Origin of the sequence: Sphingopyxis chilensis (assembly GCF_035930445.1) — a bacterium.
Lineage (GTDB): Bacteria > Pseudomonadota > Alphaproteobacteria > Sphingomonadales > Sphingomonadaceae > Sphingopyxis > Sphingopyxis chilensis.
Map to the genome: position 1 here is coordinate 801,029 of NZ_CP142394.1, position 21,548 is coordinate 822,576.

Here is a 21,548-nt window from a genome sequence, read left to right on the forward strand (position 1 = left end):
TAAAAAGGAAATAGACTTGCAGCTGTTCTTTTGCAAACCTACATCAATTTCAGAGCCGATTCGCTTTTGGGGGATTTCTGGCTCTCGAGCACGCCAACCGTTGGCGCGCGTCGCAATGGAAAGACCAAAAAGATGATGATGAATTGGGTCGCCAAACAGGCGAACTTTGACAAAAGCGGACTCAAGGTGCTGACTGGTCGGAACGATCAGCAGAGCCTGGCACTGGCCGAGCGCTACCGTCTGTTGAGCCCCATCGCGGGCCGCGAAATCGACGTTGAGAGGGCATTTGGTACCGTCGGGTTTGCCGCCATGGAAGATGCTGGAATTTCTTTGGCGGTTGCCTCCGGTCCGTTTCGTGAGCTGATGTATTACGGTCTCGGAGCTTTGGCCCAGACGTCGCTCCGGTCGGGTTTTGTCGGTACTGCCGAGCAGTGGGATCAGTTCCTGGGGTGGTTCGAGACGGGGAACGGAAACCTCGATCAACGTAGGCTTCATGAACTTCTGGAGATTCATGAGCGCAATGCGAACCGGTTTTTGGTTGTAACTGGGGAAGAATGCTTCACCACGAACAACAAGGACGATGTCTTCGAGCGCGGAGACCAGGTCGTTCGCAAAGTTGTGGACGCAAATAAGATTGCCGACAAACTGCGGAATTATCGCAGTGATCTGTTCACGTTTGAGCCGGCTAGCCCGGCTCGTTGATAGCAGCATGCGCCCCCTAGTGGGGGCGCGGCTACTACCAGCGGGCAACGGAAGGAGGCCGCGTAATGGCGATCTACCAAGTCTACCTGATGGGCCACACCCACCCTCTTTCCCTTGACCTCCCCTTTCGCGATCTTGGAGATCTGATGGCTGAGGCGTCTCGTACTAAGTTCTTGGCCGGCCACTTGCCCATGGCCGATGACCACGGTGTCTGTCGGGGCGTCATGGTTGCTACCGGGCGGATTCAGTGCATCATCGAAGCGGATTGAGATCCTCAGGCTCCACGATTGTCCATTCGGCAAGCACGACGGGACACACCCGACGGTGTCACGTCGACAGGAGGGGTCTTGATTTCGCCTATAGCGTAAGCATCCAAGGGAGCCCGCAGGCTACAATGACTTTGCGGTAGAGCCGGCTTTGCTAAGCGGCTTGCACCAGTGCGATCTCCGCTCACCTACCGTCATATGCAAGGCGATCCTACTCGGAGGATACGATCAAGATCACGAACCGCCGGAAGTCGAAAGTGCGATTGATCATGCCGCGGCCACGTTACTTGGCACGCCAAAGGTGTCGGCGATCACCGACGTTGTTGACGCTGCGGCTCGGCGGCAACTTTGATGGCGTGTCGCCACGGATCCATTAGGCCTTTCCTGAAGGTTTCCTGGAGGGGGCCATAGGGCGTCGTGCAAGAACTGCCGTCTCGGCGATCTTGACCAGAAATTCTTCGCAGTACGCCAAATCGGTTAAGGCCACCCACTCATCTGCTCGGTGAGCTTGCTCGATAGAGCCGGGGCCGCATACGATGGTCTGGATCCCCGTGGCTTGGAATTGACCGGCTTCGGTGCCGTATGAAACCTTGCAGTGATTGCCGGTCGTCAAATCTGTTACTCGTTTCAAGATTTGGCTGTTGTTTGCCCCCGCGTCGAAACCCGGGACGTCCGCGACTACTTCTAGCTTGGCGCCGAGCTCCGGCGAACCGTGCTGCATCGCGGGGTTGATGACTTCATGAATAAACCGCCTCACTTCCCGTTCTATGCGAAGGGGATCCTCTGACGGCAGGGCACGATATTCGAACGTGAAAACACAGTGCTCGGCGACCACGTTTGGAGCGGTGCCTCCTGAAATCTCGCTCACGACCAGCGAAGTGTAAGGGGGATCAAACCCTTCGTCGAATGGGCCCTCTTCCTTCGCTGTTCGCGCAATCTCGGTTAGGTGATTTAGGATGCGAGATGCGTACTCGATTGCGTTCACGCCATCGTGCGGGCGCGAGGAATGAGAAGGGCGGCCACGAACGCTGCAGCGTAGGATCCGGATGCCCTTGTGGGCAATGACCGGCTGCATGTTGGTCGGCTCGCCAACTATGCAGTAATCGGGCTTCACGCCGCGTCGGGCAAGATCTTCGATCAAGATCGGTGCTCCGAGGCAACCCACTTCTTCGTCAAACGAGAGCGCGAGGTGCACCGGGTGGGGCAGGCCTAGTTTCGCCCACCGAGGCGCGAGGCTGATTGCAACGCCTAGGAAGCCTTTCATGTCACAGGCGCCACGTCCGTAGAGGCGATCGTTGCGAACCTGTGGGGCGAAAGGGTCGGTGGTCCAGTCTTGTCCATCTACCGGTACCACGTCGGTATGCCCGGACAATACCAGCCCACCCTGCAACGTCCCGTTGAGAGCCGGCAGGGTCGCGAACAGGTTCGCCTTTCTGCCGTCGTGGTTCCAAGTAAGGCTCACGTGCCAATTTTCGTCGCGCAGGAATTTCGCAACGAACTCAATTAGCGCGAGATTTGACACCCTTGACGTCGTGTCGAACGCTATGAGACGCTCGACCCATTCTAGCGCGAGCGGGGACGGACGAAGGGGCTCCTCGTTTCCGGCCATGCTATTGCACCTTTTCGAGGGCAGCAGGCATCGTCAGGCGGGTGAAATTAATCGCGACCGCAGCCACGAGCCAACTTGCGATGTTAACTGCTGCGATTGCAGCCAACGCGTCTCCTTCAAAATAGGCTGTCCCGGATACCGCCCCCACGAGCAACGATCCCAGCCCAAAACCGAACACCTGCACTAGCGCGAATGCAGCCGATGCCCGGCCACGAAGGTGCGAGGGCGTAAGGATCTGTACGAGGCCCGGAAGAAGCGACGACGCACCCATCGCTAGGCCTATGATTACCCCGGCCACCGCCACGACTTGGCCTGCCGAGGTTGCCGCCAAGATCAATGGAGAAATAAATATCAACCCCGAGAAAGTACCGAGTGCTGTCTTGAGTGGTCCCAAGCTAGACGTGGGATCGGCAAAGCGGCGAGACAATATGAAGGCGGCACCCACGCCTAAAACGCTCCCAACAGCGGTGGCGATGCTGAAATCATATCCCGCTCGTGTAGCCGCGATGTCGAATTGGCGGGGCAGGGCGACGACGAGCCAAGCAAAAAGTCCACCCAGCGCGACTTGCAAAGAGGCCTTCGCGAGCAACAAGGGCGCCAGTGCCTTCCAAGTTATCCGCGCAAATTCGACTAGGCCGAGTCGGTCAGCGTCATCTTGAGTATCGACCGTCGCCCTGTAACGGGTCCTGATGAAAAGTGTCATCAGGGATAGCAAGGGGCCGGGCAAGGCCACCGCGACCATCGTAATTCGCCAAGGCTCACCAAGGCTCGCGACCCATGGGCTGCTATTGCGAGAGAACCAGTCGAGTGCGGCACTAGCCGAAGCAAGTCCTATCGATATCCCCAGCAAAGCAGATACGAAGAAAACAATGTTGCCCGTGACCCACAGCCGACGTGGAAAAACGTCGGGGATCAAGGCATAGGCGATTGGGACCAAGGTCGCTTCGCCAACCGTCCTGACAATGCTCGCAACTAGTAGCTGGTTATAGGTCTGCGAGAGCCCGCAAGCAGCTGTTGCCGCGCTCCATAGCGATATCCCAATTGCCAGTATCAGTGGACGACTAAACCGGTCAGCCAAGAAGCCCACCAAGATGATTGCGAGCGGTGCGAAAATTGCGGCCCCCAATCCTAGCACCATCCCGATCTGCGGATCAGTTAACGACAACGATGTCCCAATTTGCGCGGCGGCGATCGCGATGACCTGCTTGTCTACGTAGGCCATGAGGTAGGCCGCGACCAACACGCCCAGTGCGTACCACGCTGCCCCGAGGTGCTCCGGCGTGGACCCGACACCCGTCGCTTCGATGGCGCGCGCGCCAGGCGCAATGTGAGCCTCCATGTTAAGCGGCCGCCGAGATAGAACGTCGAGGAACGATGCGATGTCGAACGGATGCTTTCACAATCCCAACTCCTTGTTTTGCACTTTTTATACAATTTAGAAAATTGGCGACGTTGTCAACTGGCTTGGAGTGTTGTGAAATTGATTTGCAGAGGGCCTGGCCGGCTACAGCTGTCTACCCTAGGATTGCTCTAGCAATCGGAACAGGTCATCGCGCGCACGCTCGATGTGATCGCGGGTCAGTGCGGCTGCGAGGTGTGGGGACCGGTTAGAACATAGTGCAAGCAAGTTGCTATGGTCTTCCTTTGCCTGGTCGACGCCGGTCCCTAGGGTCAGCACAGTCCTCGTGTAGCGGGCGGTTTTCGTGAGCAAGCCCCTCACTATTTCTAAGGCCGTCGTACGACCCGACGGGCTGTAGAGCGCCATGTGAAAACGCGTGTTACCTTCTCCCCAGGCTGGGTGTGCCGCGCCACTTATTTCGCGGTCGTAAGCGCTGAGCTCGATCTTGGCTTTTTCGATGTCCTCTTGAGTCATACGTGGAATCGCGCGGGCGATAAGGTCAGGTTCTAACATGGCCCTCAGCTCGAAAAGCTCAAGGATCTCGTCGTGGGAGAGGCCCGTCACTACGTAACCGCGATGCCGGATGCCGGCGATCAATCCCTCCGCTTCGAGTCTAGAAAGAGCCTCGCGTAAGGGGCTGCGGCTCACGCCTAAACGGGCGGCTATCTCATCTTGGCGAAGTGCTTTGCCATCGGGTAGCTCCCCAGAGATGATCATTCGGCGCAGTTGATCAGTGGTGCTGTCACCAAGGGTCAACCGTTCTACCTTTTCCGACGGCCTGACGCCGACGTCCTGTTCTGCCATTCTTAGCCCCGCGATATCTTTCAAGTTGAATAACGGCCTTGAGAACCGAGTTAACCCATGATAGCAGCCTTGAACGATAAAGATTGTATAAAATGTGCAGTGGTGAGGAATCAAAGTGGTGGACATCGACGCAACGCATGACTTTGAAAGCGCGCTTCGCGAATTGGCGGCCTCGCTTGGCGTGACCGGGGCGTCATTTGCGTACTGGGACGGGATGCAAATGCGTTCCGCGGTTGCGGGAGTTCGCAACAGTGTCACGGGCGATGCCGTCACGATCGACACCGTCATGCATATCGGTTCAATCACGAAGCTGATGAATGCCGTGCTTTTTTTGCAGCTGGTCGACGATGGTCTCATGGATCTTGACGACCCGGTGACGAAACATGTCCCGGAATTACGCCTTCGTGACGAGTCTGCACTTGGACGTATAACGTGCAGGATGCTCATCAACCACACGAGCGGTATCGATTGCGACATGCTGACTGACCATGGTGCTGACCAAGAGCGTATAGTCGACCTGGTGGCTCGTTGCGGCGAAGTTGGCCAACTCCATGCGCCGGGAGAAGATGTCTCCTATTCGAATCTGGCGACTTGCATCGCCGGGTACGTCACCCAAAAGCTGCGTGGGCGGAGCTGGTACGAGCTCGTCAAGGAGCGAATATTCAAGCCACTCGGTTTGCTCCATGCGCTCGTGGACATCACGGAGGTGCCGAGATTCAGGTGTAGTGTTGGCGATATATGGGACTATGCGGAAGGTCGAAACATCCAGACGTCTCGCCCCTTCCTGCCACTCAGTTTCGCTTCCTGCGGCACCACGGCGATGATGAGTGCAGGTGACCTAGTGACTTTCGCACGCGCGTTAGTACCGGGTGACACGAGCAGCAAGGGCACGCAATTGCTCTCGCGAGAATTATCTCGAGCAATGACGCGCCCGTCGGCAAAATTGGCGGCCATGGATGCTTCCTGGGGACTTGGCTGGCTCGTGATGCCATCGGGTGTCCTTTGGCATGGCGGTGCTGGTCCTGGCGTGGCGTCGGTGCTTTATGCGCATGAGCCTACTGGCCGCGTGATGGCCTTACTCACTAATTGTGACCGGGGTGGGCGTTTGCACGCCGCGATGTGCGAGCCGATAATTTCGACTTGGACCGGAAATCCCGTGCCTGGGCGTACGCCTCAGGCATCAATGCCCCGCGATCTTAAGCCTTATACTGGCGTATTCGGAAACAACCTGCAGTTTCAGCAAGTGGAGATTGGTGAAGAGGGGCTCACGCTCCGTTCTGGAATGGACCACGCGCTTTACGATCGCGGCGATCGCCTTTCTCCTGCGGTCAGATTGTTTCCCATCGGGGAGCATCGTTTCGAAATGTTCTCCGATCTCAATCAAAAGGGCGCCGAGTTCCTATTTTCTGAACCCGACCGCAATGGACAGATGACCAAGCTCCATTCTGGCGTCAGGCTGTTCAGACGGCGAACCTTGGGAAATTGAAGAGCTCTTGTCGATAGGGGGTAAAGGTGACTTCGTCCGCTTCTTTGAAAGCTCGCCGTCCTGGCCGATATTCTTTTGGTATGTCGGACGCCGAGGAAAGCCGGGCAGCAAAGCTGCACCGCGAGGCGATCGTGATCGACTTGCTATCCCAGCGGGCAGGCGCACGCATTTTTGATCACTATCCGTCCGGACTGCGGGCGGACCTGGATGCGCGGATCAACGCTTCTAACAATATCTACGAACGCTACTCAATCGCCGTGAACTGGCCATACGACATGGCTCTCTCGGGACAGTCTGGCCTGATATACGATTGGTATCGCGAAGCAGGACTGTCGATCATCTCGCACCAGCTGCCGATCTTCGAGGACCCGCTGCAAGGTATCGATGCGACACCTTACCTAGACGGAAATCGCATGCGCCTCGTGACGACCGCGGCGGAAATGCGCGCTGCCAAGGCCGACAACGTAATTGGCTCGTTCGCCAACTACCAGCCACTCGTCTCCATTCCGAACGACCTAAGCGCTATCACGCGAGCGTTTGAAAAGGGTCTTCGGTCTCTCATGCTCACATATAATAGCATGACCTCTGTTGGCTCCGGCTGTACCGAGCGGGCCGACGCCGGCCTTTCGCATCACGGCGTCCGCGTAGTGAAGCACTGCAATGAACTCGGTGTAATAGTTGATACGAGCCACTGCGGGCCACAAACGACTCTCGACGCTTGCAGGTTCTCCAAGAAGCCGGTCACGGCAAATCACACAAGCGCCAAGGGATTGTTCAGCCACTCTCGTGGCAAGGACGACGATTGTTTAAAGGCCATTGCAGGGACTGGTGGCTTGATCGGCGTTCTCGCCGTGCCTGCGTACCTAACCGATAGCAATAAGCCATCGATTGAGCACATGCTGGATCACATTGAGTACATTGCCGGGCTGGTTGGCTGGCAGCATGTCGCGATAGGGACCGATTGGCCGCTCCAGGCACCGATAGAAATCCAACGCCCCCTATTTTCGCCCAGCAATGCCGACACGGGGTTTCGCGCCGAGGACGCCTTGGACGTGGAGGTCAATCTCGATGGATTCGACGATTGCCGAGACATGCCCAATATCACCCGTGGCCTCGTGTCCCGCGGATGGTCGGACGAGGCCGTAATAGCTGTCCTCGGCGAAAATGCACTGCGTGTATTCGCCGCGGTGTGCGGTTGAAGGCGATACATGGACACGCTGTATACACCGTCGCAACCAGCAATTGTTCTCGATGACCAGGCCGTCGCCGAACGGCTCCCGTGGGTCGATCTACTCGAGGCGATTGAGCACGCCGTTGGCGCGACTGTCGTTGCGCCCAGGAGACACCGGCACAAGATCTCTTCGCTCTCGGGTGAAGTGGGCGAGTTTCTTATCATGCCTGCTTGGCAGGATGATCAGGTCCTGGGCTTAAAGCTGGTCACCTATTGGTCGCAAAATAGCCAGCTTGGTCAACCTACTCACGGTGCGAGCTATATTCTCTTGGACGCGCGATCGGGGCAATTGAGGGCGATGATCGCGGCCGAGACGCTGACTCATAGGCGAACGGCAGCACTGTCAATCTTGTCCGCGCGGCGCTTAGCACACCCAGATGCGAGACGACTGTCCGTGCTGGGGGCGGGGCCGCTGGCTGAGTCGCTAGTGCGCGGTCATTTTGCGAGTGGGCGTTTTGCGAGCATAACAGTGCATGCAAGGTCAACAGCTCGTGCCGAGGTGCTCGTTGGCCGGTTAAACGCAGACGGGATCGATTGTGCGCTGGAATCGGATCTGGAAAGCGCCGTGTCCGGCGCGGACATGATCGCGTCGGCAACTGCGGCGAACGAGCCATTCCTCCACGGCGACTGGCTATCGCCCAGCGCACACATCGACCTGTTTGGAAGCTTTACTCCGCGAATGCGGGAAAGCGACGATCGACTTATGAGTCGTGCTTCCGAGATCTGGGTGGATACCCTCTCTGCCGTAGACGAGTCAGGCGACCTGATTGATGCGATCGCTGCCGGCGTTATCAACCGGGCCAGCGTAAGCGGAGATTTCGCTAGCCTGCTAGCCAAGAAGGGCGACCGTGTAGGGGGGATATCGGTATTCAAATCGGTCGGAATAGCGGCAGCCGATTTCGCAGCTGCGAAGTTGGTCCTGGGGCTTAGCCAAGGGCATGATAAAGTGCCGCCTGGTGCTTGATGCGGCTCGCCTTGAAGGACGCGAGTCGCGCGAATCAATGATAGTCGTGGGCGGAGGAGTGGTCGGCTTGGCCACGGCGCTAACCCTTACGTTGCGAGGTATCACCGTCACGCTGATCGATGCCGGTGCACCAGGTGGGGGGTGTTCAAGCGGGAATGCCGGCGTCATCGCGACCTCTTTCGTATTACCGTTATCCAACATTCACACGCTGGTCCGCGTACCGCGGATGCTGCTGGACCCTCTTGGCCCGCTTTCAATTCGGTCCTCGGATTTGCCGTCACTGGCACCTTGGCTGTTCCGGTACGCTCTGAATGCGCTTCCGGGGGCCCAGCTGAAGTCGATCGAGGGATTGAAAGCGATCAACGCCCGGGCGCTGGTTGCCTGGCGCGAATTACTGCTCGCAGCGGGAGCAAGTAGTCTCCTGTCCGAGCGCGGGATGCTTGAAGTCAGTCCCTCCCTTGATCTCGGCGCGGAACGATCCCTTAGGGCGTTGGCGCGCCGTCTTTCTGACCAGCAAGCAGCCGTCGAGCTGTTGGATCCATTGCAGGCGGGAGAACTAGAGCCGCTATTGTCTGGCCGTATCGGGGCAGCGCTTTTCCATGGCCGGGTCGCCCACGTCAGCGACCCGATGGCTGTCAACAGCGCCTTACTATCGGCGTTCGTCGAACGAGGCGGCAAGATGAAACAAGCACGTGTCGTGTCCATAAACCCACGCGTGAACGGCGTAACTATCACGACGGGGGACCAGTGCCTCGGCGCCGATCGCGTCGTAGTCTGCGCCGGCTTCTGGTCAGCCGATCTCCTTCGCCCGCTCGGAGTGCGTGTGCCGATCGCGGCAGAGCGAGGCTATCATTTCATGATGCGGGAAGTCGCGCACAGGCCTTCGCGGCCAATATCATTTCACCGGGAATCTTTCTTGGCCTCGCCTCTCGGCAACGGGTTGCGCTTGGCCGGGACTGTCGAATTAGCAAAGCCGACTTCTCTTCCTAGCTGGCGGCGCGCCGACCAATTGCGAGAGCTTGCGGGAAGGTACGTCGATGACTGGGCGGCCGGACAAGGCGAACGATGGATGGGGTGTCGCCCCTCTTTTCCTGACAGCCTACCCGCGATCGGGCGCCTGTCTCGCGATAACCGCGTCCTATACGCATTCGGTCATCAACATCTTGGTCTGACGCAAGCAGCCGTTACGGGCCAAGCCGTTGCTGCCCTCCTGGGAAGCGGAGATCCGCCCTTTCCCCTGAACATCTGTTCCTTAGAACGCTTTAGCAGTGGGAAGCGCTGACACGGAAATCGCGCGGCCAGCCTAGGTCGACCACCGCGATGACCTGGAGCCAAGCAACAGTTCGCGAGCAATAATTTTATACAATATTATACGCACGCGAAGCTGGAGCGCGACATCTTGAGCAAATTTTCGACCGGAAAGGGCAAATTTCTGCGGCAAACCCTGAATCCGATCTTTATTTTGGATAAAATATGCATTACTGCCGGGTGCGGCCTGAGCGAATCAGGCTTGACGAGCCAGGGAGGGCAAAATGAACAGGTGGGCCAAGGAGCGAGTGCGGTTGCTTTTGTCAGTTGCAGTCATCGGGGTGCAGGGATTCGGCGTCGCGCAGGCGTCAGAGGCCGCTGCCTCCGACGAGGTAAGTGAATCGCCAAGGGACGAGATCATTGTCACGGCCCAAAAACGAAGCCAGCGATTGCAGGATGTTCCGACTTCCGTTGCCGTCCTCACGGGCGATGCCCTGATAGACCAGGGTGTCAGCAATCTCGCCGATTACGTAAAGCAGGTCCCGGGCCTCGTCCTTCGCGATGGCGGAGAGGGGACTGGCCAGCCCGTGATTCGTGGCATCAATACCGGCAGTGACCGGGGGCCGTTGGTCGGCGTATACCTCGACGATGCGCCGCTCACACCGAGCTCGCCGCTCGTCCTCGCTGTCGGTTTCGTGTTCGATCCCGACCTGGCGGACATCGATCGAATTGAAATTCTGAAGGGCCCCCAATCGACACTGTACGGTGCCTCGGCGATGGGCGGCGTAATCCGCTACGTGACCAAGCAGCCGAATCTAGACGATGTTAGCGGGTCTTTCCGTGGCGAGCTTACGCAGGTTACGCACGGAGATATCGGCTACGGGTTGCGAGCCTCGCTAAACACGCCGCTAGTTCCGGGCAAGGTCGCCCTCCGCGCCTCGGTGTTTCATCGTCGCCAACCAGGGTACGCGGACAACACGGCGCGGGAAAAAGATGCCAACTATTCGCGGACTACGGGAGGAAGGGCCTCGTTGCGTTTTGCGCTGAGTGAGACGGTCGAGACGACATTCACCGGGCTCGCCCAGGATATCTACAGGAATGACCGGAGTGGAATTTATGTAAACTCCAGCCTAAAGCCCCTGAATGGATATTCTAATAGGTCCATATTCGACAACTCATTCAGGGGTGAGTATCGAATCATAACAAATATAACTAAAGTCGACCTGGATTTTGCTGACCTTTCTAACATTTTATCCTATTCTGTAACGAAGAATAGGATCAATATGGATGTATCAAGCATAGCATTCCTTGGCGGACCTGGAACAGTTGGCGTCTTCTCTCAAAACGACGTGAAGTCGAAGCGATTGTCGAACGAGCTTAGACTTGCTTCGAATCCGGGGAGCATCGAGTGGCTGGCCGGCTTCTATTATGACCGGGAACGAGATGTAAATTTCTATCCATTTCGAGGCACGGATGCCAACGGAGACTTCCTGCCCACGACAGTGCCCGGGTACGATATCTACACGTTTTTCAATCATGCGCGATATGACGAGTACGCTGCTTTCGGCAACGTCACTGCCAACTTCTCTGAATCTCTCGAAGCCACGGTGGGCGCGAGGTATTCGCGGAACAAGCAGTCATTTGACTTGTTCCGATCGGGCATATTGGGACAAGTTCCCATTCCTCCGCTGAATGACACGGATTCGAAAGTCACTTACCTCGCGACCGTTAGTTACAAGCCCACTCGGGATCTTACCCTCTACGTGCGCGCCGCTAGTGGTTATCGGCCAGGCAGCACACAAATTCTGGCGCAAGACGCGATCGATGCGGGCGTTCCTATTACCTATCGTGCCGACACGCTTTGGAACTACGAGGCCGGCGTAAAGGGTCGAATTGCTCCGGGTGTGAATTTTGAGTTGGCCGCGTACCAGATCGACTGGAAGGATATTCAACTCGGCGCAGTGATTGGGAGACATTCGGTCATTTTGAATGCGGCGAAGGCTCGGTCCCGGGGAATCGAGGCCGCGATCGATATGCAACCGACGCCGGGACTAAGCATCAGTTTGCGAGGCGCCCATAGCAAGGGGTCGATCAAGGCGGCGGTACCCCAAGTGGGGGTGCAGGCGGGCGACCCCCTGCCGTTCTCGCCCGAGTGGTCGGGCGCTGCGATCATCGACCACGCGTTTAACGAAGGAGCCAGGCCCTCGCCGACGATCGGCCTCACGGCAAACCATCAAAGTTCGATGGGCAGCGTGTTTACCGAAACCGGTAGCACTAAGCTCGCCGCGCGGAGCCTGCTAGACCTGCGCGCCGGACTCAAGTGGCCTGGGTTCAGCATCATGGCGCGCGTTGACAACGTATTTGATAAGTTCGCGCTCAGTTCCGTCGGGACGACGTCCGACGGCAGCGGCAATCGCTTTGGTACGCTTGTCCGTCCAAGGACCTTCGCGATAGCCTTCGAGCTCAAGTACTAGGATCACGGGCTCAGCCCTCCGGGGTGTCGCCCGGCAACTATCCATCGCAGGGGAGGCCGCATGTATTTCAGGCAACTGGCATTGACGGTATCGGCATGCGCGCTTGCGGTTGCTGGTCACGTAGCTCATGCGGCGACCCGGGATGCTTCAGGTCGGGTTCCACCCGTTCAGGCGGCGAGGGGAGCGGGGAGCCCCGCAGCCCGTGGCGAAGTGGGATCGGGCCTGGAGTCACCAACTGCAAATAAGTGTCTTCAGGCAAAGTCTTTTGCTTTGAACATGCTCGATGCCGAAGCGACGGTCAAATCATCGTCCGTGGAATCATTGCCCGGGTTCGGTACGCGATATTGCCTTGTAGCGGGCGAGGTAAAAGGCGGGTTCCCAGAGTTTGAAATTCACCTGCCGACAGACAATTGGAACGGCCGTTTTGTCTCGCTCGCCGCAGCTGACGGCCCTGCATGCGCGAGTTACGTGAAGGACGGCTACGCGTGCATGCCAATGTACCGGTTTGGGCTAAAGAATCCGCTTGAAAGCGCAGAATCGGGCAGTCCGGTGCAAGCGTTAGTGCGGCGCATCGTTGGAGGTCGCTACGACTGGAACGGCTCAGTTCATACTCTAACCCAAGTAGCGAAATCGACTATCTCCGAGTTTTACGAGGATGCCGCCGAGTTCTCATATCTCATGGGGTGCTCCGCTGGCGGAAACTTAGCCCTGACCACTGCACAGCGTTTTCCAAGAGACTTCGACGGCGTGATGGCCGGCGGTGCCCAAACGGACTTTGGCGACTTTCTGCTGCGTCTGTTATATCACTCAAAATACATACAAAAATTGACTGATGCGGACATCCAAACGCTCCACGACGGAGCCCTGCGGGCTTGCGATGGTGATGACGGGCTAAAGGATGGGGTAATTAGCAATCCCATGAGCTGCAGGTTCTCTCCACGAGAATTGAAATGTGGTGGCCGCGGCCTGGCCGGGAAGTCTTGTCTCGGTGAGCCGGAGATCGATTTCGCGGAGCGGATATACTCTTCGCCGCGAGGGCGAGATGGAAAGCCGCTAGCTCCAGGGGTCGGGTTCTTGCCGGGTTCCGAATTGCAGTGGAGGTTTTGGGGCTCGAAGAAAATGGATCGCAACCTGAGCGCCTTTTCCGAGCTCGCGTTCCCCGGCGCCAAGCCTGCGTTCAACTACGAGAACGTCGATTTTGAGCGGGAATATGGGCGAATAGGCATAGGCGCAACCTATGTGCCTTCCACCCCTGACCTACGTCCTTTCCGTGCAGCTGGCGGGAAATTGATGATGGTGCAAGGGGCTGACGACGTAGGTGCACTCACGGGCCAGATGATCGATTATTTCGAAGTTGCTCGAGCTGTCGCTGGTGGAAAGGTCGATAACTTCCTGAGGTTCTATCTCATCCCGGGCGCAAACCATTGCGGGGCGAGCGGCGCGGGTGCCCATTCCATCGACTCTCTTCCTTATCTCCGAACATGGGTCGAAAAAGGCGTCGGCCCGGATTTCCTAGTAGCCACCAAGCCAAATTCGAAGGGTGGTTCGTCAACGATCCTGCCCCCTGAGTCGACGAAGCCCGTGTTTAGCTTCCCCGGATATTATAAATATAGAGGGGAGGGCGATGTGAATAATGTCGATAGCTACGATAAAATAGATCCGGAATTTTTGCGAGGAAGCAAGTTCTAGAAAAGATAATTATTCAGAAAATTAATTATACCGAGGCCGTTTTGTATCTGCGGAATCTCAGGATCTCGAACATGTTCCGTTGTACTCGCTAGTTGGGATCTCTCAATGTCAGGACCGCTACGCCATGCAGTGGAGCAAGTCTCCTGTCCAGGAGAGCTGCCTCGCAAATGCCCGCGTGAGCGAACGATTTGCCTCCGATTAGAATCCTACCATTGTCCCTTAATCCTGACACAGGTTTTATCGATACTTTGTGAAGAAGCTTCTTTCCCAATCGATGTACACTTCGAACGCCGCGCAAAGAGATTGGTGATAAATATTTGGTTCGATCGCCTCGCGCTGCGACCGACGGCTCGTCTCTTGTGTCGTATCGAAGCGTTGCGTCCCGTTCAGTGGGCCGAGTATCTGGAATCGTCTGGCCGCGCTGTTGACGTTGGCTGGAAGATGCGGCGCTAGCCGGCGGAACTAGGGTCAGGATCCGTAATTGCGGAGCTACGGCCTAATAAGGCTATGGGCTCAACGAAGTAGTTGGCGTTCCCTCGTAACGCTGGAGGTGGCATTCTGCGACGTGGGGAGCGCTCGGATTTGGGGCTAGCGGTCGGGTTTCCGATGAGTGCGGGCGAGGCGCGGTTAAAACCAATACTGTCTTGACGTCGCAGCGACTTACGCTAGGTGCGCCGCCTGCTCATTTTTCTTCCCCATTGAAGCCATGTTTGCGAGTTTGTCAGCTTTGATGCGACAACGCGCAAAGACGGGAGGCCGCTGATTTCGCGGAAAGTGTCGGTAATGCTCTCCGCAACCGTCGCGGGCAACCACGGGTTCAGAACGATACGATTTATCCAGGATAATTCGATTTCGAGATAGTGAGTGTCATCATCGCAAGCACCGGTATAAATGATCCTATACTCTTCCTCCGCGCGAAATCCGGCCCGCTTTAAAAAAGGGAGGTCGCGAGCTTCGTACTCGCAATCCTCAATTTCACTGAGCCGAATGTATTCCATTGGCTGAGCCCGGTAATCTGGATTATTCCTAACGCTTTCGACTAAGGCCTTCTTTTGCAGATCGATAAAGCAACCGTCTGTCGAGTGAGTAAAAACCCGCCAGTGATGATACGTTTCCGCACTCTCGGTGCAGCATAGCGCCTTCAAGCTCGCGCACCGGGTTCTGTTGCGATATAATCTCATAAACTCGGCGTCGTTACGGTCATCCCATTTATCGGGGTCCAGAAACGCGATCCGTTTCTTGCGAAGTGTATCGATTGCGGAGCCGATTGTGGTAAATCGTCTCAGGCTTTGTTTGGCTGCAATTTTCTTCACAATCTCGCTGTATAGATTATTCGACATTGCATCCAGTCGCGTGTCGGCTCAGAGCCTGATCTATGTAATTATGACAGTGATCGCTCGAGCTGGGCCGCGGTCGTCCTACCCTTTTATCGCAGTGGGTGTTGGTTGTTGCCTAAAACAGTGGAGCGTGGTTCCGAGATGACCGAGACCAACCCGGATCGGGTGATACCGGTCCTTGCTCTTGCGTGCGGCTTCTGATTGTTGTCGGCAATGGCTGAATCCTTGCAGAAACTTGGGCAGGAGCGACCGGGGGCGTTCCGAGACTTGCAGATCGCGGCAAAGGCCGCCGCGCAATTCATTTGGGACGCGAACGAAGATGCGGATGCGGGCTCGGTTGCGGAAGTGCCCATCGATCCGATGGATCCGGCATTCGCCGCCGCCTTCATCGAAGCGTTGAACGGTCATTTGCAGTCGACCGGCAACCTCCTAAAAAAGGCGATACGGGGGGCGGCGAGGAGCGCCGAGGGAACGAACGTCGATCCCTTTCACGGCATCATCGAAGTTGTCCAGAATGCCGATGACCAGCGCGCCACAGCGGTTCGCCTGGCACTACGCGACGGTCCGGACGGTCGCCAGCTGCTCATCGTTCACGACGGAACGCCGGTGACCTATCGCAACGTCGCCGGAATGATGTTGCCGTATGTCACGACGAAGGAAGACGAGGCCGATCAGCGCGGCCGGTTCGGGATCGGCCTCAAGACGTTGCGTCGCATTTCTCGCGGCCTTACCGTTCACAGTGGCCCTTATCATTTCGGGACTGGCGCCGAAGTCGAGATTCGCAACGCGAAAGCCGAAGCAGAAATTCCCGACTTCTTCGACATCGATAACGATACGCTTATCGTCCTCGATCTCCACGATTTCGACGAGGAGGCATTCACTCGCTGGTTCGAGACATGGAGCGGAGACAGCCTCATTTTTCTCGAGTTCGTTCGCAGCGTGACTTGGCGGCGCGACGAAGGCGAGTCGCTCATTGCCGGGACCGAGCCATCCGATTGGAGACTTGTCGAAAGCCCTGCTGCGTTGGGCGTTACACTCGAGTGCCGGGATATCAAGTCGGGCGCGAATCTGTGGACGGTGCTTCGCGCGCATGTCCCGGTGCCCACCGATCGGCGTCGCTCCTATAAGAGCACCGGAGCCACGACCGCGATCTCGTTCGCGAGCTGCGGCGAGGACCAATTGAATGGCCTCTTTGTCGGCTTCCGGACCCGCGTGCCAACGCACCTGCCATTTGCCATCGACGCCCAGTTCGATCCAACCTCATCGCGCGAAAATATTCTTGAGGACGGCTGGAACGAATGGCTTATTGAAAGCTGTGCACGTGTCCTTGCCGCGGCGGGGGCTGCCTTGCTGCGTGAAGATTCACCGCAGGCGTGGAAATTCATACCCTTGCCCGGCGACCATGTCGGTGACGAGGGGTCGGGGTGGCCGCGTGAACCCTTCGACGCCTGTTTCGTCGCCGCCCGCTCGCTTTTTGCCGAACATGCTGTGCTTCCCACCGATGCGGGCGAACTCGGCTTGGACCAGCTCGCTTACGAAGGAGCGGAACTCACCCATATTCTCGACCCGGTCGATACGGCGCGTCTCGCCGAACGGACATCCGCCATCGGGCATTCGGCGCGCGACCGCGGCGAGAGATGGCGGTCCGTGCTCGACGAACTCGACATCAGCATGCGGGTCGGACCGGATCATGTCTTGGACGCGATCGAGGTCGGCAGCTTTGCGGACAAATCGCCCGACTGGTGGATCGAAACCGCCGCCACTCTCGTCGACGTCATGGCTTCCCACGATATTCACGGGCGACTTCTGTGGCTTTGCGGCGATGGGACCCCAGCGGCTTCATCGGCGAAAGGCACGACGAACCGGAAGCTCTTCTTCGGCAGCGTCGATCATGCCTTCGCCGATAAGCACGGCCTGTACTGCCGTCTTCATCCGGCCTTCGGCTCAGAGCGCGGCGAAGCCGCCCAGGCATGGCTCGCGGCACACGCCGATTTTTCGACGCGCACTACCAATGAGGATGTGCTCGGTGCCTTCGCGGAAAAGCATCTCGAAGAACCGATCGCAATCGATGATCCGACGCTGTCGGAGATCAAGACGCTGTTCGACCCCATTTCCGATACGAAGGCGTCAAAGATCGGACAACTGCTGGGCCGCGCGCTTCTGCTCGAAGCGAACAATGGGACGCGCCGCGGTCCGACGAGGCTGGTGTCGCCGCCCGATGCCTATCTCCCCAAGGCAATCGACAAGGATACGCCACACTGGCCCAATGCGGCGGCAGGGATCGAGGGATTGTGGTGGCTCTCCCCGACCTATGAGGATCGGCTCCGCACTGGCCTCGGCAAGGCGAAGCGGCGTCAGGACGGCATTCGACCGCGCGGTGCCAAGCGTTTTCTCGCTCTGCTAGGTGTAGGAACGTCGCCGCGCCTGACCTCCGTATCGCAAGTCGCGCCGACGGCTTTGCAGCGTCGCGAACTCATTGATATCGATGCGACCGATGTCGAAACCGACGTGGCGTCCGACGACCTCGATGCGCTTCTTGACATCATTACCGGGGAAAGCGGTAGCGCCACTGTTAGGGATCGCAGGCAGCGCGCCATATGGCTGATCCGGTCAATGGCCCGCGATTGGGACAAGTTTGCCGGGCGTGCGAAGGTGGCGTCGCGGAAGGTCGGCAGAAAATGGATATATCCCAGGGCGCCGGTGACGGCGCGATGGCTTAGCAGGCTGCGCGAGCTTGCCTGGGTGCCCGTCGGCCGGTCGGGCTTCAGCGTGCCGGGTCAGGCGGTCCTAAAGAATAACAGCACCGAGGCCATCTACGGGACGGCGGATTTCGTTCAGGGGATCGAACCCGGCGACATTCCGGAGGCGATGGCCGAGGCGCTCGGCTTTGTCCGCAGCGTTCGCGCGAACGACCTGGTGGCGATGCTCGAGAATATGCGCGCTGGAAACATCGCTTTTGATCGAGGAAAGGTGAAGCTCGCATATCGCCACCTGAACCAGCTGGCACCTCGTCAGACTTGGGAACTGGTCGGCGAAATGAGCGTCGCGTCGCTTCGCAAACGCTTCACGGACGGCGGCGGGCTGGTCGTCGTCGAGCAGGGCGACGGCACCCCGATGTGGCGGCGCCCCAATCAGGTGCTGCGCGGCAAACGCATTTTGCCGATGTCAGCTCGCTATGTCCCGGACAGCGATGCCTATGACAGGCTGTGGCGGATACTTCAGGTCGAGGAGACGCGGATCGCGGACTGTGTCGGCTTCCTGAAGAGTCATGCCGAGCGTTGCGGAACCCGCGAGCAGGCCGGTGAACTGATCGAAGTATATAATTTCCTCGAAACCCTCCTTGCCGACGCTGATGGCCGCCAGGCCGAGACCGTTCGGCACGTGCCGCTTGCGTGTGGGGACGTCTGGCGTGTGCGCCGGCCTATCCATCTTGTAGAGCGGGACGATTTGCGCGAAGGTCTACGTGACGCGCTTCCCTCGATGTTTTTCTGGGATTCCCCGTGCGATCCCGCGACGATCCCGCGGCTTGTAAAGGCGCTCGGCGTCGGTCGGATCGATCCGATGGTCAAACCAGCACCGGGGGCACGGGCGGCGGAACTCGGCGAAGATCATACCGAGCGCTTTCGCCGGGCCGTCACGCACCTGTCCGACCAGCTGGCGCGGACCGCGACGAGCCAGCGCAGCACGCTGCAGATTGGCTGGGACGAGCTCAGGGAGATGAAGCTCTTCGTTTACGACGATCTTGTTCCCGTGGTCGTCTCCGATCCCGCCCTCGCTGGACGCATCCCGCTGGACCTTCGTGTCCATGTTTCGCGGCGACCGCTCGAACTCCACATTTCCGCCGATGCGCTCGGCGTGCGCGCGGTCGGTGGCAGGGCGATTGCATCCTTTTTTGCGAAATCGTCGAGCTGGGCCTTCGACGGCGAATGGGCGCTGGCGTGGCAGGAAGCTGGTGAGAGGGAAGCTGACGGGCTGAGATTCGCCGCCGACGAAGAGGAACGCCGCCGCCAGACGGAGGCTGAGGCTGCACGCATTCGCGTCGCGCGCAAGGGCAACAAGGTCGCGCTGCCGGGCGGGGCCGCTTCCCCGACGCCGTCTCCGCCGCCGGCACCCCTGCCGCCGCGCAAGCTTAAAAGCGCTCTCGTTGGGATCGGCGAAGTGACGGTCGTGCCGGGCATGCAGCCGAAGCCGCCCGGCGAGCAGCGCAAAAAGCCGCTGTCTTCGCCGCCATCCCGCTCTTCGCCATCGTCGTCGGCGGGCATGCAGCAGGCGAATGTCGCTTACACCGACGCGGAGCTCGAGAATTTCGGCTGGGCGCTCGTGGAGCATGTGCTGACCGATGCGGACGGACCAGAACTCGTCGATTTTCGCAAGCGGCATCACGTTGGCGCCGATGGGGCCTTGGACTGGAAGCGCTTCGTCGAGCTCAAGGCAAGCGCACGGTCGATGCCCACTTCGGTGAAGATGACGATCGTCGAATATGCCCGCGCGATCGAGAAGGGCAGCGATTATATCCTCGCGCTGACGTGTGGGGCGGAGGAAGGTTATGAAACCAGGGTCAAGCTGATCTTCGATCCGGCACGGACCGCGACAGTCTCAAGGTCGGAAGGCGTCAATGTCAGCGGGCTCGCCGATGCCGCCGGGATCGAAATCGTAATTCCTGACGAATAGCTCCCAGTTCAGAGCGGCAATCTTCGATGATCGTGGGCGTAATTTGCCCGAAGCCAGTTTTCTGCGTCGCTCGCACCGTTTAACCCAACGCGTTCCACCAATAGTTCGGCGATGTCGCCGCCCGCAACGACCACGATAGGATGGGCGTCCTCGACAAGTTCTTCATATGCTTGCGATGCGAGAAACGCCGTGGTCACGAGCATCCCGAACTGCCGGTGCCGCAGCCTGGAAATCAGCCGAGCTAGCACCTTTACCCCGAGCCCGGTCTCCGGCGCGTAGCATTTGGCTTCGAGTGCGAAATCGACGGTGATGCAGCTTGCCGGGAACCCGATCCTGTACCGGCCGATCCCGTCACGGCCCCCGTCGCGGCTGGGACGTGTCACGTCGAGCGACACGATATTCGCATCCATCATGCGCGCGACGTCGGCGGCGAAATGCTCGAAGGCGATCGGATCCTGCTTGAAATGCTCGTATATGGCGCGGCCGATTTCCCGAGCGCGTGGCGAACCAAGTTGCGACGCCCCGGAGCGTGTCAGTTTTACTCGCTCCGCACGTAGCGCTCGATACTTTCCCGTTTCGACCCAGGCTCGAAACGCCGGGGGGCAGTGCGAACCCAGTGTCTCCCCTTCACGAATCTCAGTCAGCCAACGGCGATCCACCGACGGGCAGTCCAATATCGTGAAGACCGCCCGATAATTTTGAAATCTCTGTCCTCCGATGGACTTCCATATTGCGACGAGATCGGATGCCTGATCGAGATGAATCGCACCTGGCACCGCAAGGCCGCGAAACACCGCGTCGCGCCCGATCTCTCCCTTGGAAAATATGAAGAACGGCGGCACTTTGCGCCTATCGCCGGCGCTCCCGTGGGCGAGTTCAAAAGCCGTGCGCAAAATCCGATTGCCGCCGCGACCTGCTTTTCGATCGTGCAATTCGAAGCCCGGCTTGCGATTGTCCCCATAATAATAGAACAGGCCATTTTCTTCGTCGATCGTATCGGGCCAATCCGCCTCTACCATCGTCGAATATAGGACCACCAGCCCCGGGGCGGCGATCGGGCCCGAGAAGCGGAAGCCCCCCTGATTGCCGGTGCCGGTCAAGCGTGCCAGCGGCTCGGCGGCGATCGAAGATGTCCCCCGGTCGCTCTCGTATATCGCGTCTACGACGAGATCCGACGAACCGAGCCGGTCGAAACTAACCCGGCTCATTTCGCTGCTGCGGCCGAGTCAAGAGCTGCCGCCTCGGCGCTAGATTCGCTTGCCCTTTTCATATTTTGATCGAACCCCCCGGCGCGTTTTTCACCTACATATCGAGATTAGCGCGATCGCAGCAAGCGATGCAAAGGAGAAGTGCAGTCTCTGTACATTTCTGAAATGTGTTTGACATATCGGTCTGAAGAAAGCATATTTCTTGCTTATGTTTTATGAGGGCGACATGCGAGATAAGAGGGCGAAATTCGTTCAGCTTGCAAACCAGCGGGTGACGCGGGCGATCGATCAGATTCGGTTGGTCGGGAATTTGTCCAATCGAGCGGCTTACGAATTCACCGAGGAGGACACGAAAAAGATCGTGAAGGCGCTGCAGCGGGCGGTCGATACAGCGAAGGCGCGTTTCGCCGACAGCAGCGGCGCCGCCGACCACTCTTTCAATCTGGATTGAACCACGCGG

General features: G+C 58.3%; 15 protein-coding genes. 10 read left to right on the forward strand and 5 right to left on the reverse strand.

Annotation, left to right across the window (positions count from 1 at the left end):
- Nucleotides 1-30 precede the first annotated feature (30 nt).
- On the forward strand, nt 31-702 hold the full coding sequence (locus tag VSX79_RS03680) for a hypothetical protein (RefSeq protein WP_326914448.1): 672 nt from the start codon (nt 31-33) through the stop codon (nt 700-702).
- Nucleotides 703-767: 65 nt separating this feature from the next.
- Nucleotides 768-971 carry a hypothetical protein gene (locus VSX79_RS03685; RefSeq protein ID WP_326914449.1) on the forward strand — a complete coding sequence of 68 codons (204 nt, stop codon included), beginning with the start codon at nt 768-770 and terminating at the stop codon, nt 969-971.
- A gap of 370 nt (nt 972-1,341) precedes the next feature.
- Here VSX79_RS03685 and argE read toward each other — a convergent pair whose 3' ends face one another.
- From argE to VSX79_RS03700, 3 genes are all read right to left on the reverse strand, one after another.
- A complete protein-coding gene (argE, locus tag VSX79_RS03690) occupies nt 1,342-2,577 on the reverse strand; it encodes an acetylornithine deacetylase (RefSeq protein WP_326914450.1) in 1,236 nt (411 codons plus the stop codon).
- Nucleotide 2,578: 1 nt separating this feature from the next.
- Nucleotides 2,579-3,916 (reverse strand): MFS transporter, encoded by a 1,338-nt coding sequence (locus VSX79_RS03695; RefSeq protein ID WP_326914451.1) that lies wholly within the window; start codon nt 3,914-3,916, stop codon nt 2,579-2,581.
- A gap of 180 nt (nt 3,917-4,096) precedes the next feature.
- The gene (locus VSX79_RS03700) at nt 4,097-4,780 is read right to left on the reverse strand and encodes a GntR family transcriptional regulator (protein ID WP_326914452.1); all 684 of its coding nucleotides are present in this window, start codon (nt 4,778-4,780) and stop codon (nt 4,097-4,099) included.
- A 115-nt stretch (nt 4,781-4,895) separates the two neighbouring features.
- On the opposite strand from VSX79_RS03700, the gene VSX79_RS03705 reads away from it, so the two are divergent.
- The 6 genes from VSX79_RS03705 (at nt 4,896) to VSX79_RS03730 (ending at nt 13,872) form a co-directional block, all read left to right on the forward strand.
- The gene (locus VSX79_RS03705) at nt 4,896-6,266 is read left to right on the forward strand and encodes a serine hydrolase domain-containing protein (RefSeq protein WP_326914453.1); all 1,371 of its coding nucleotides are present in this window, start codon (nt 4,896-4,898) and stop codon (nt 6,264-6,266) included.
- Between the two features lie 26 nt (nt 6,267-6,292).
- Entirely contained in the window at nt 6,293-7,465 is a 1,173-nt protein-coding gene (locus tag VSX79_RS03710) for a dipeptidase (protein WP_326914454.1), read from the forward strand.
- 9 nt (nt 7,466-7,474) lie between these two features.
- Nucleotides 7,475-8,461: an ornithine cyclodeaminase family protein gene (locus VSX79_RS03715; RefSeq protein ID WP_326914455.1), complete on the forward strand. Its 987-nt coding sequence runs from the start codon at nt 7,475-7,477 to the stop codon at nt 8,459-8,461.
- A 67-nt stretch (nt 8,462-8,528) separates the two neighbouring features.
- A complete protein-coding gene (locus VSX79_RS03720) occupies nt 8,529-9,743 on the forward strand; it encodes an NAD(P)/FAD-dependent oxidoreductase (RefSeq protein ID WP_326914456.1) in 1,215 nt (404 codons plus the stop codon).
- A 250-nt stretch (nt 9,744-9,993) separates the two neighbouring features.
- Entirely contained in the window at nt 9,994-12,183 is a 2,190-nt protein-coding gene (locus VSX79_RS03725; RefSeq protein ID WP_326914457.1) for a TonB-dependent receptor, read from the forward strand.
- 276 nt (nt 12,184-12,459) lie between these two features.
- A complete protein-coding gene (locus VSX79_RS03730) occupies nt 12,460-13,872 on the forward strand; it encodes a tannase/feruloyl esterase family alpha/beta hydrolase (RefSeq protein WP_326915216.1) in 1,413 nt (470 codons plus the stop codon).
- Between the two features lie 665 nt (nt 13,873-14,537).
- Here VSX79_RS03730 and VSX79_RS03735 read toward each other — a convergent pair.
- Nucleotides 14,538-15,185 carry a hypothetical protein gene (locus VSX79_RS03735; RefSeq protein WP_326914458.1) on the reverse strand — a complete coding sequence of 216 codons (648 nt, stop codon included), beginning with the start codon at nt 15,183-15,185 and terminating at the stop codon, nt 14,538-14,540.
- Nucleotides 15,186-15,476: 291 nt separating this feature from the next.
- Between VSX79_RS03735 and VSX79_RS03740 the strand changes: the two genes are divergently transcribed.
- A complete protein-coding gene (locus tag VSX79_RS03740; RefSeq protein WP_326914459.1) occupies nt 15,477-19,880 on the forward strand; it encodes a sacsin N-terminal ATP-binding-like domain-containing protein in 4,404 nt (1,467 codons plus the stop codon).
- An 8-nt stretch (nt 19,881-19,888) separates the two neighbouring features.
- Here VSX79_RS03740 and VSX79_RS03745 read toward each other — a convergent pair whose 3' ends face one another.
- Nucleotides 19,889-21,088 carry a restriction endonuclease gene (locus VSX79_RS03745; RefSeq protein ID WP_326914460.1) on the reverse strand — a complete coding sequence of 400 codons (1,200 nt, stop codon included), beginning with the start codon at nt 21,086-21,088 and terminating at the stop codon, nt 19,889-19,891.
- 208 nt (nt 21,089-21,296) lie between these two features.
- Between VSX79_RS03745 and VSX79_RS03750 the strand changes: the two genes are divergently transcribed.
- Nucleotides 21,297-21,539, forward strand: coding sequence for a hypothetical protein (locus VSX79_RS03750; RefSeq protein WP_326915217.1), 243 nt, complete (start codon nt 21,297-21,299; stop codon nt 21,537-21,539).
- Nucleotides 21,540-21,548: the final 9 nt, after the last annotated feature.

Bases quoted from the DNA above. Each gene is read 5' to 3' on its own strand.
- VSX79_RS03685 (WP_326914449.1), top strand. From the start codon at position 768: ATGGCGATCTACCAAGTCTACCTGATGGGCCACACCCACCCTCTTTCC.
- VSX79_RS03725 (WP_326914457.1), top strand. From the start codon at position 9,994: ATGAACAGGTGGGCCAAGGAGCGAGTGCGGTTGCTTTTGTCAGTTGCA.
- VSX79_RS03730 (WP_326915216.1), top strand. From the start codon at position 12,460: ATGCTCGATGCCGAAGCGACGGTCAAATCATCGTCCGTGGAATCATTG.
- VSX79_RS03700 (WP_326914452.1), bottom strand. From the start codon at position 4,780: ATGGCAGAACAGGACGTCGGCGTCAGGCCGTCGGAAAAGGTAGAACGG.
- VSX79_RS03715 (WP_326914455.1), top strand. From the start codon at position 7,475: ATGGACACGCTGTATACACCGTCGCAACCAGCAATTGTTCTCGATGAC.
- VSX79_RS03745 (WP_326914460.1), bottom strand. From the start codon at position 21,088: ATGAGCCGGGTTAGTTTCGACCGGCTCGGTTCGTCGGATCTCGTCGTA.
- argE (WP_326914450.1), bottom strand. From the start codon at position 2,577: ATGGCCGGAAACGAGGAGCCCCTTCGTCCGTCCCCGCTCGCGCTAGAA.
- VSX79_RS03695 (WP_326914451.1), bottom strand. From the start codon at position 3,916: ATGGAGGCTCACATTGCGCCTGGCGCGCGCGCCATCGAAGCGACGGGT.
- VSX79_RS03750 (WP_326915217.1), top strand. From the start codon at position 21,297: ATGTTTTATGAGGGCGACATGCGAGATAAGAGGGCGAAATTCGTTCAG.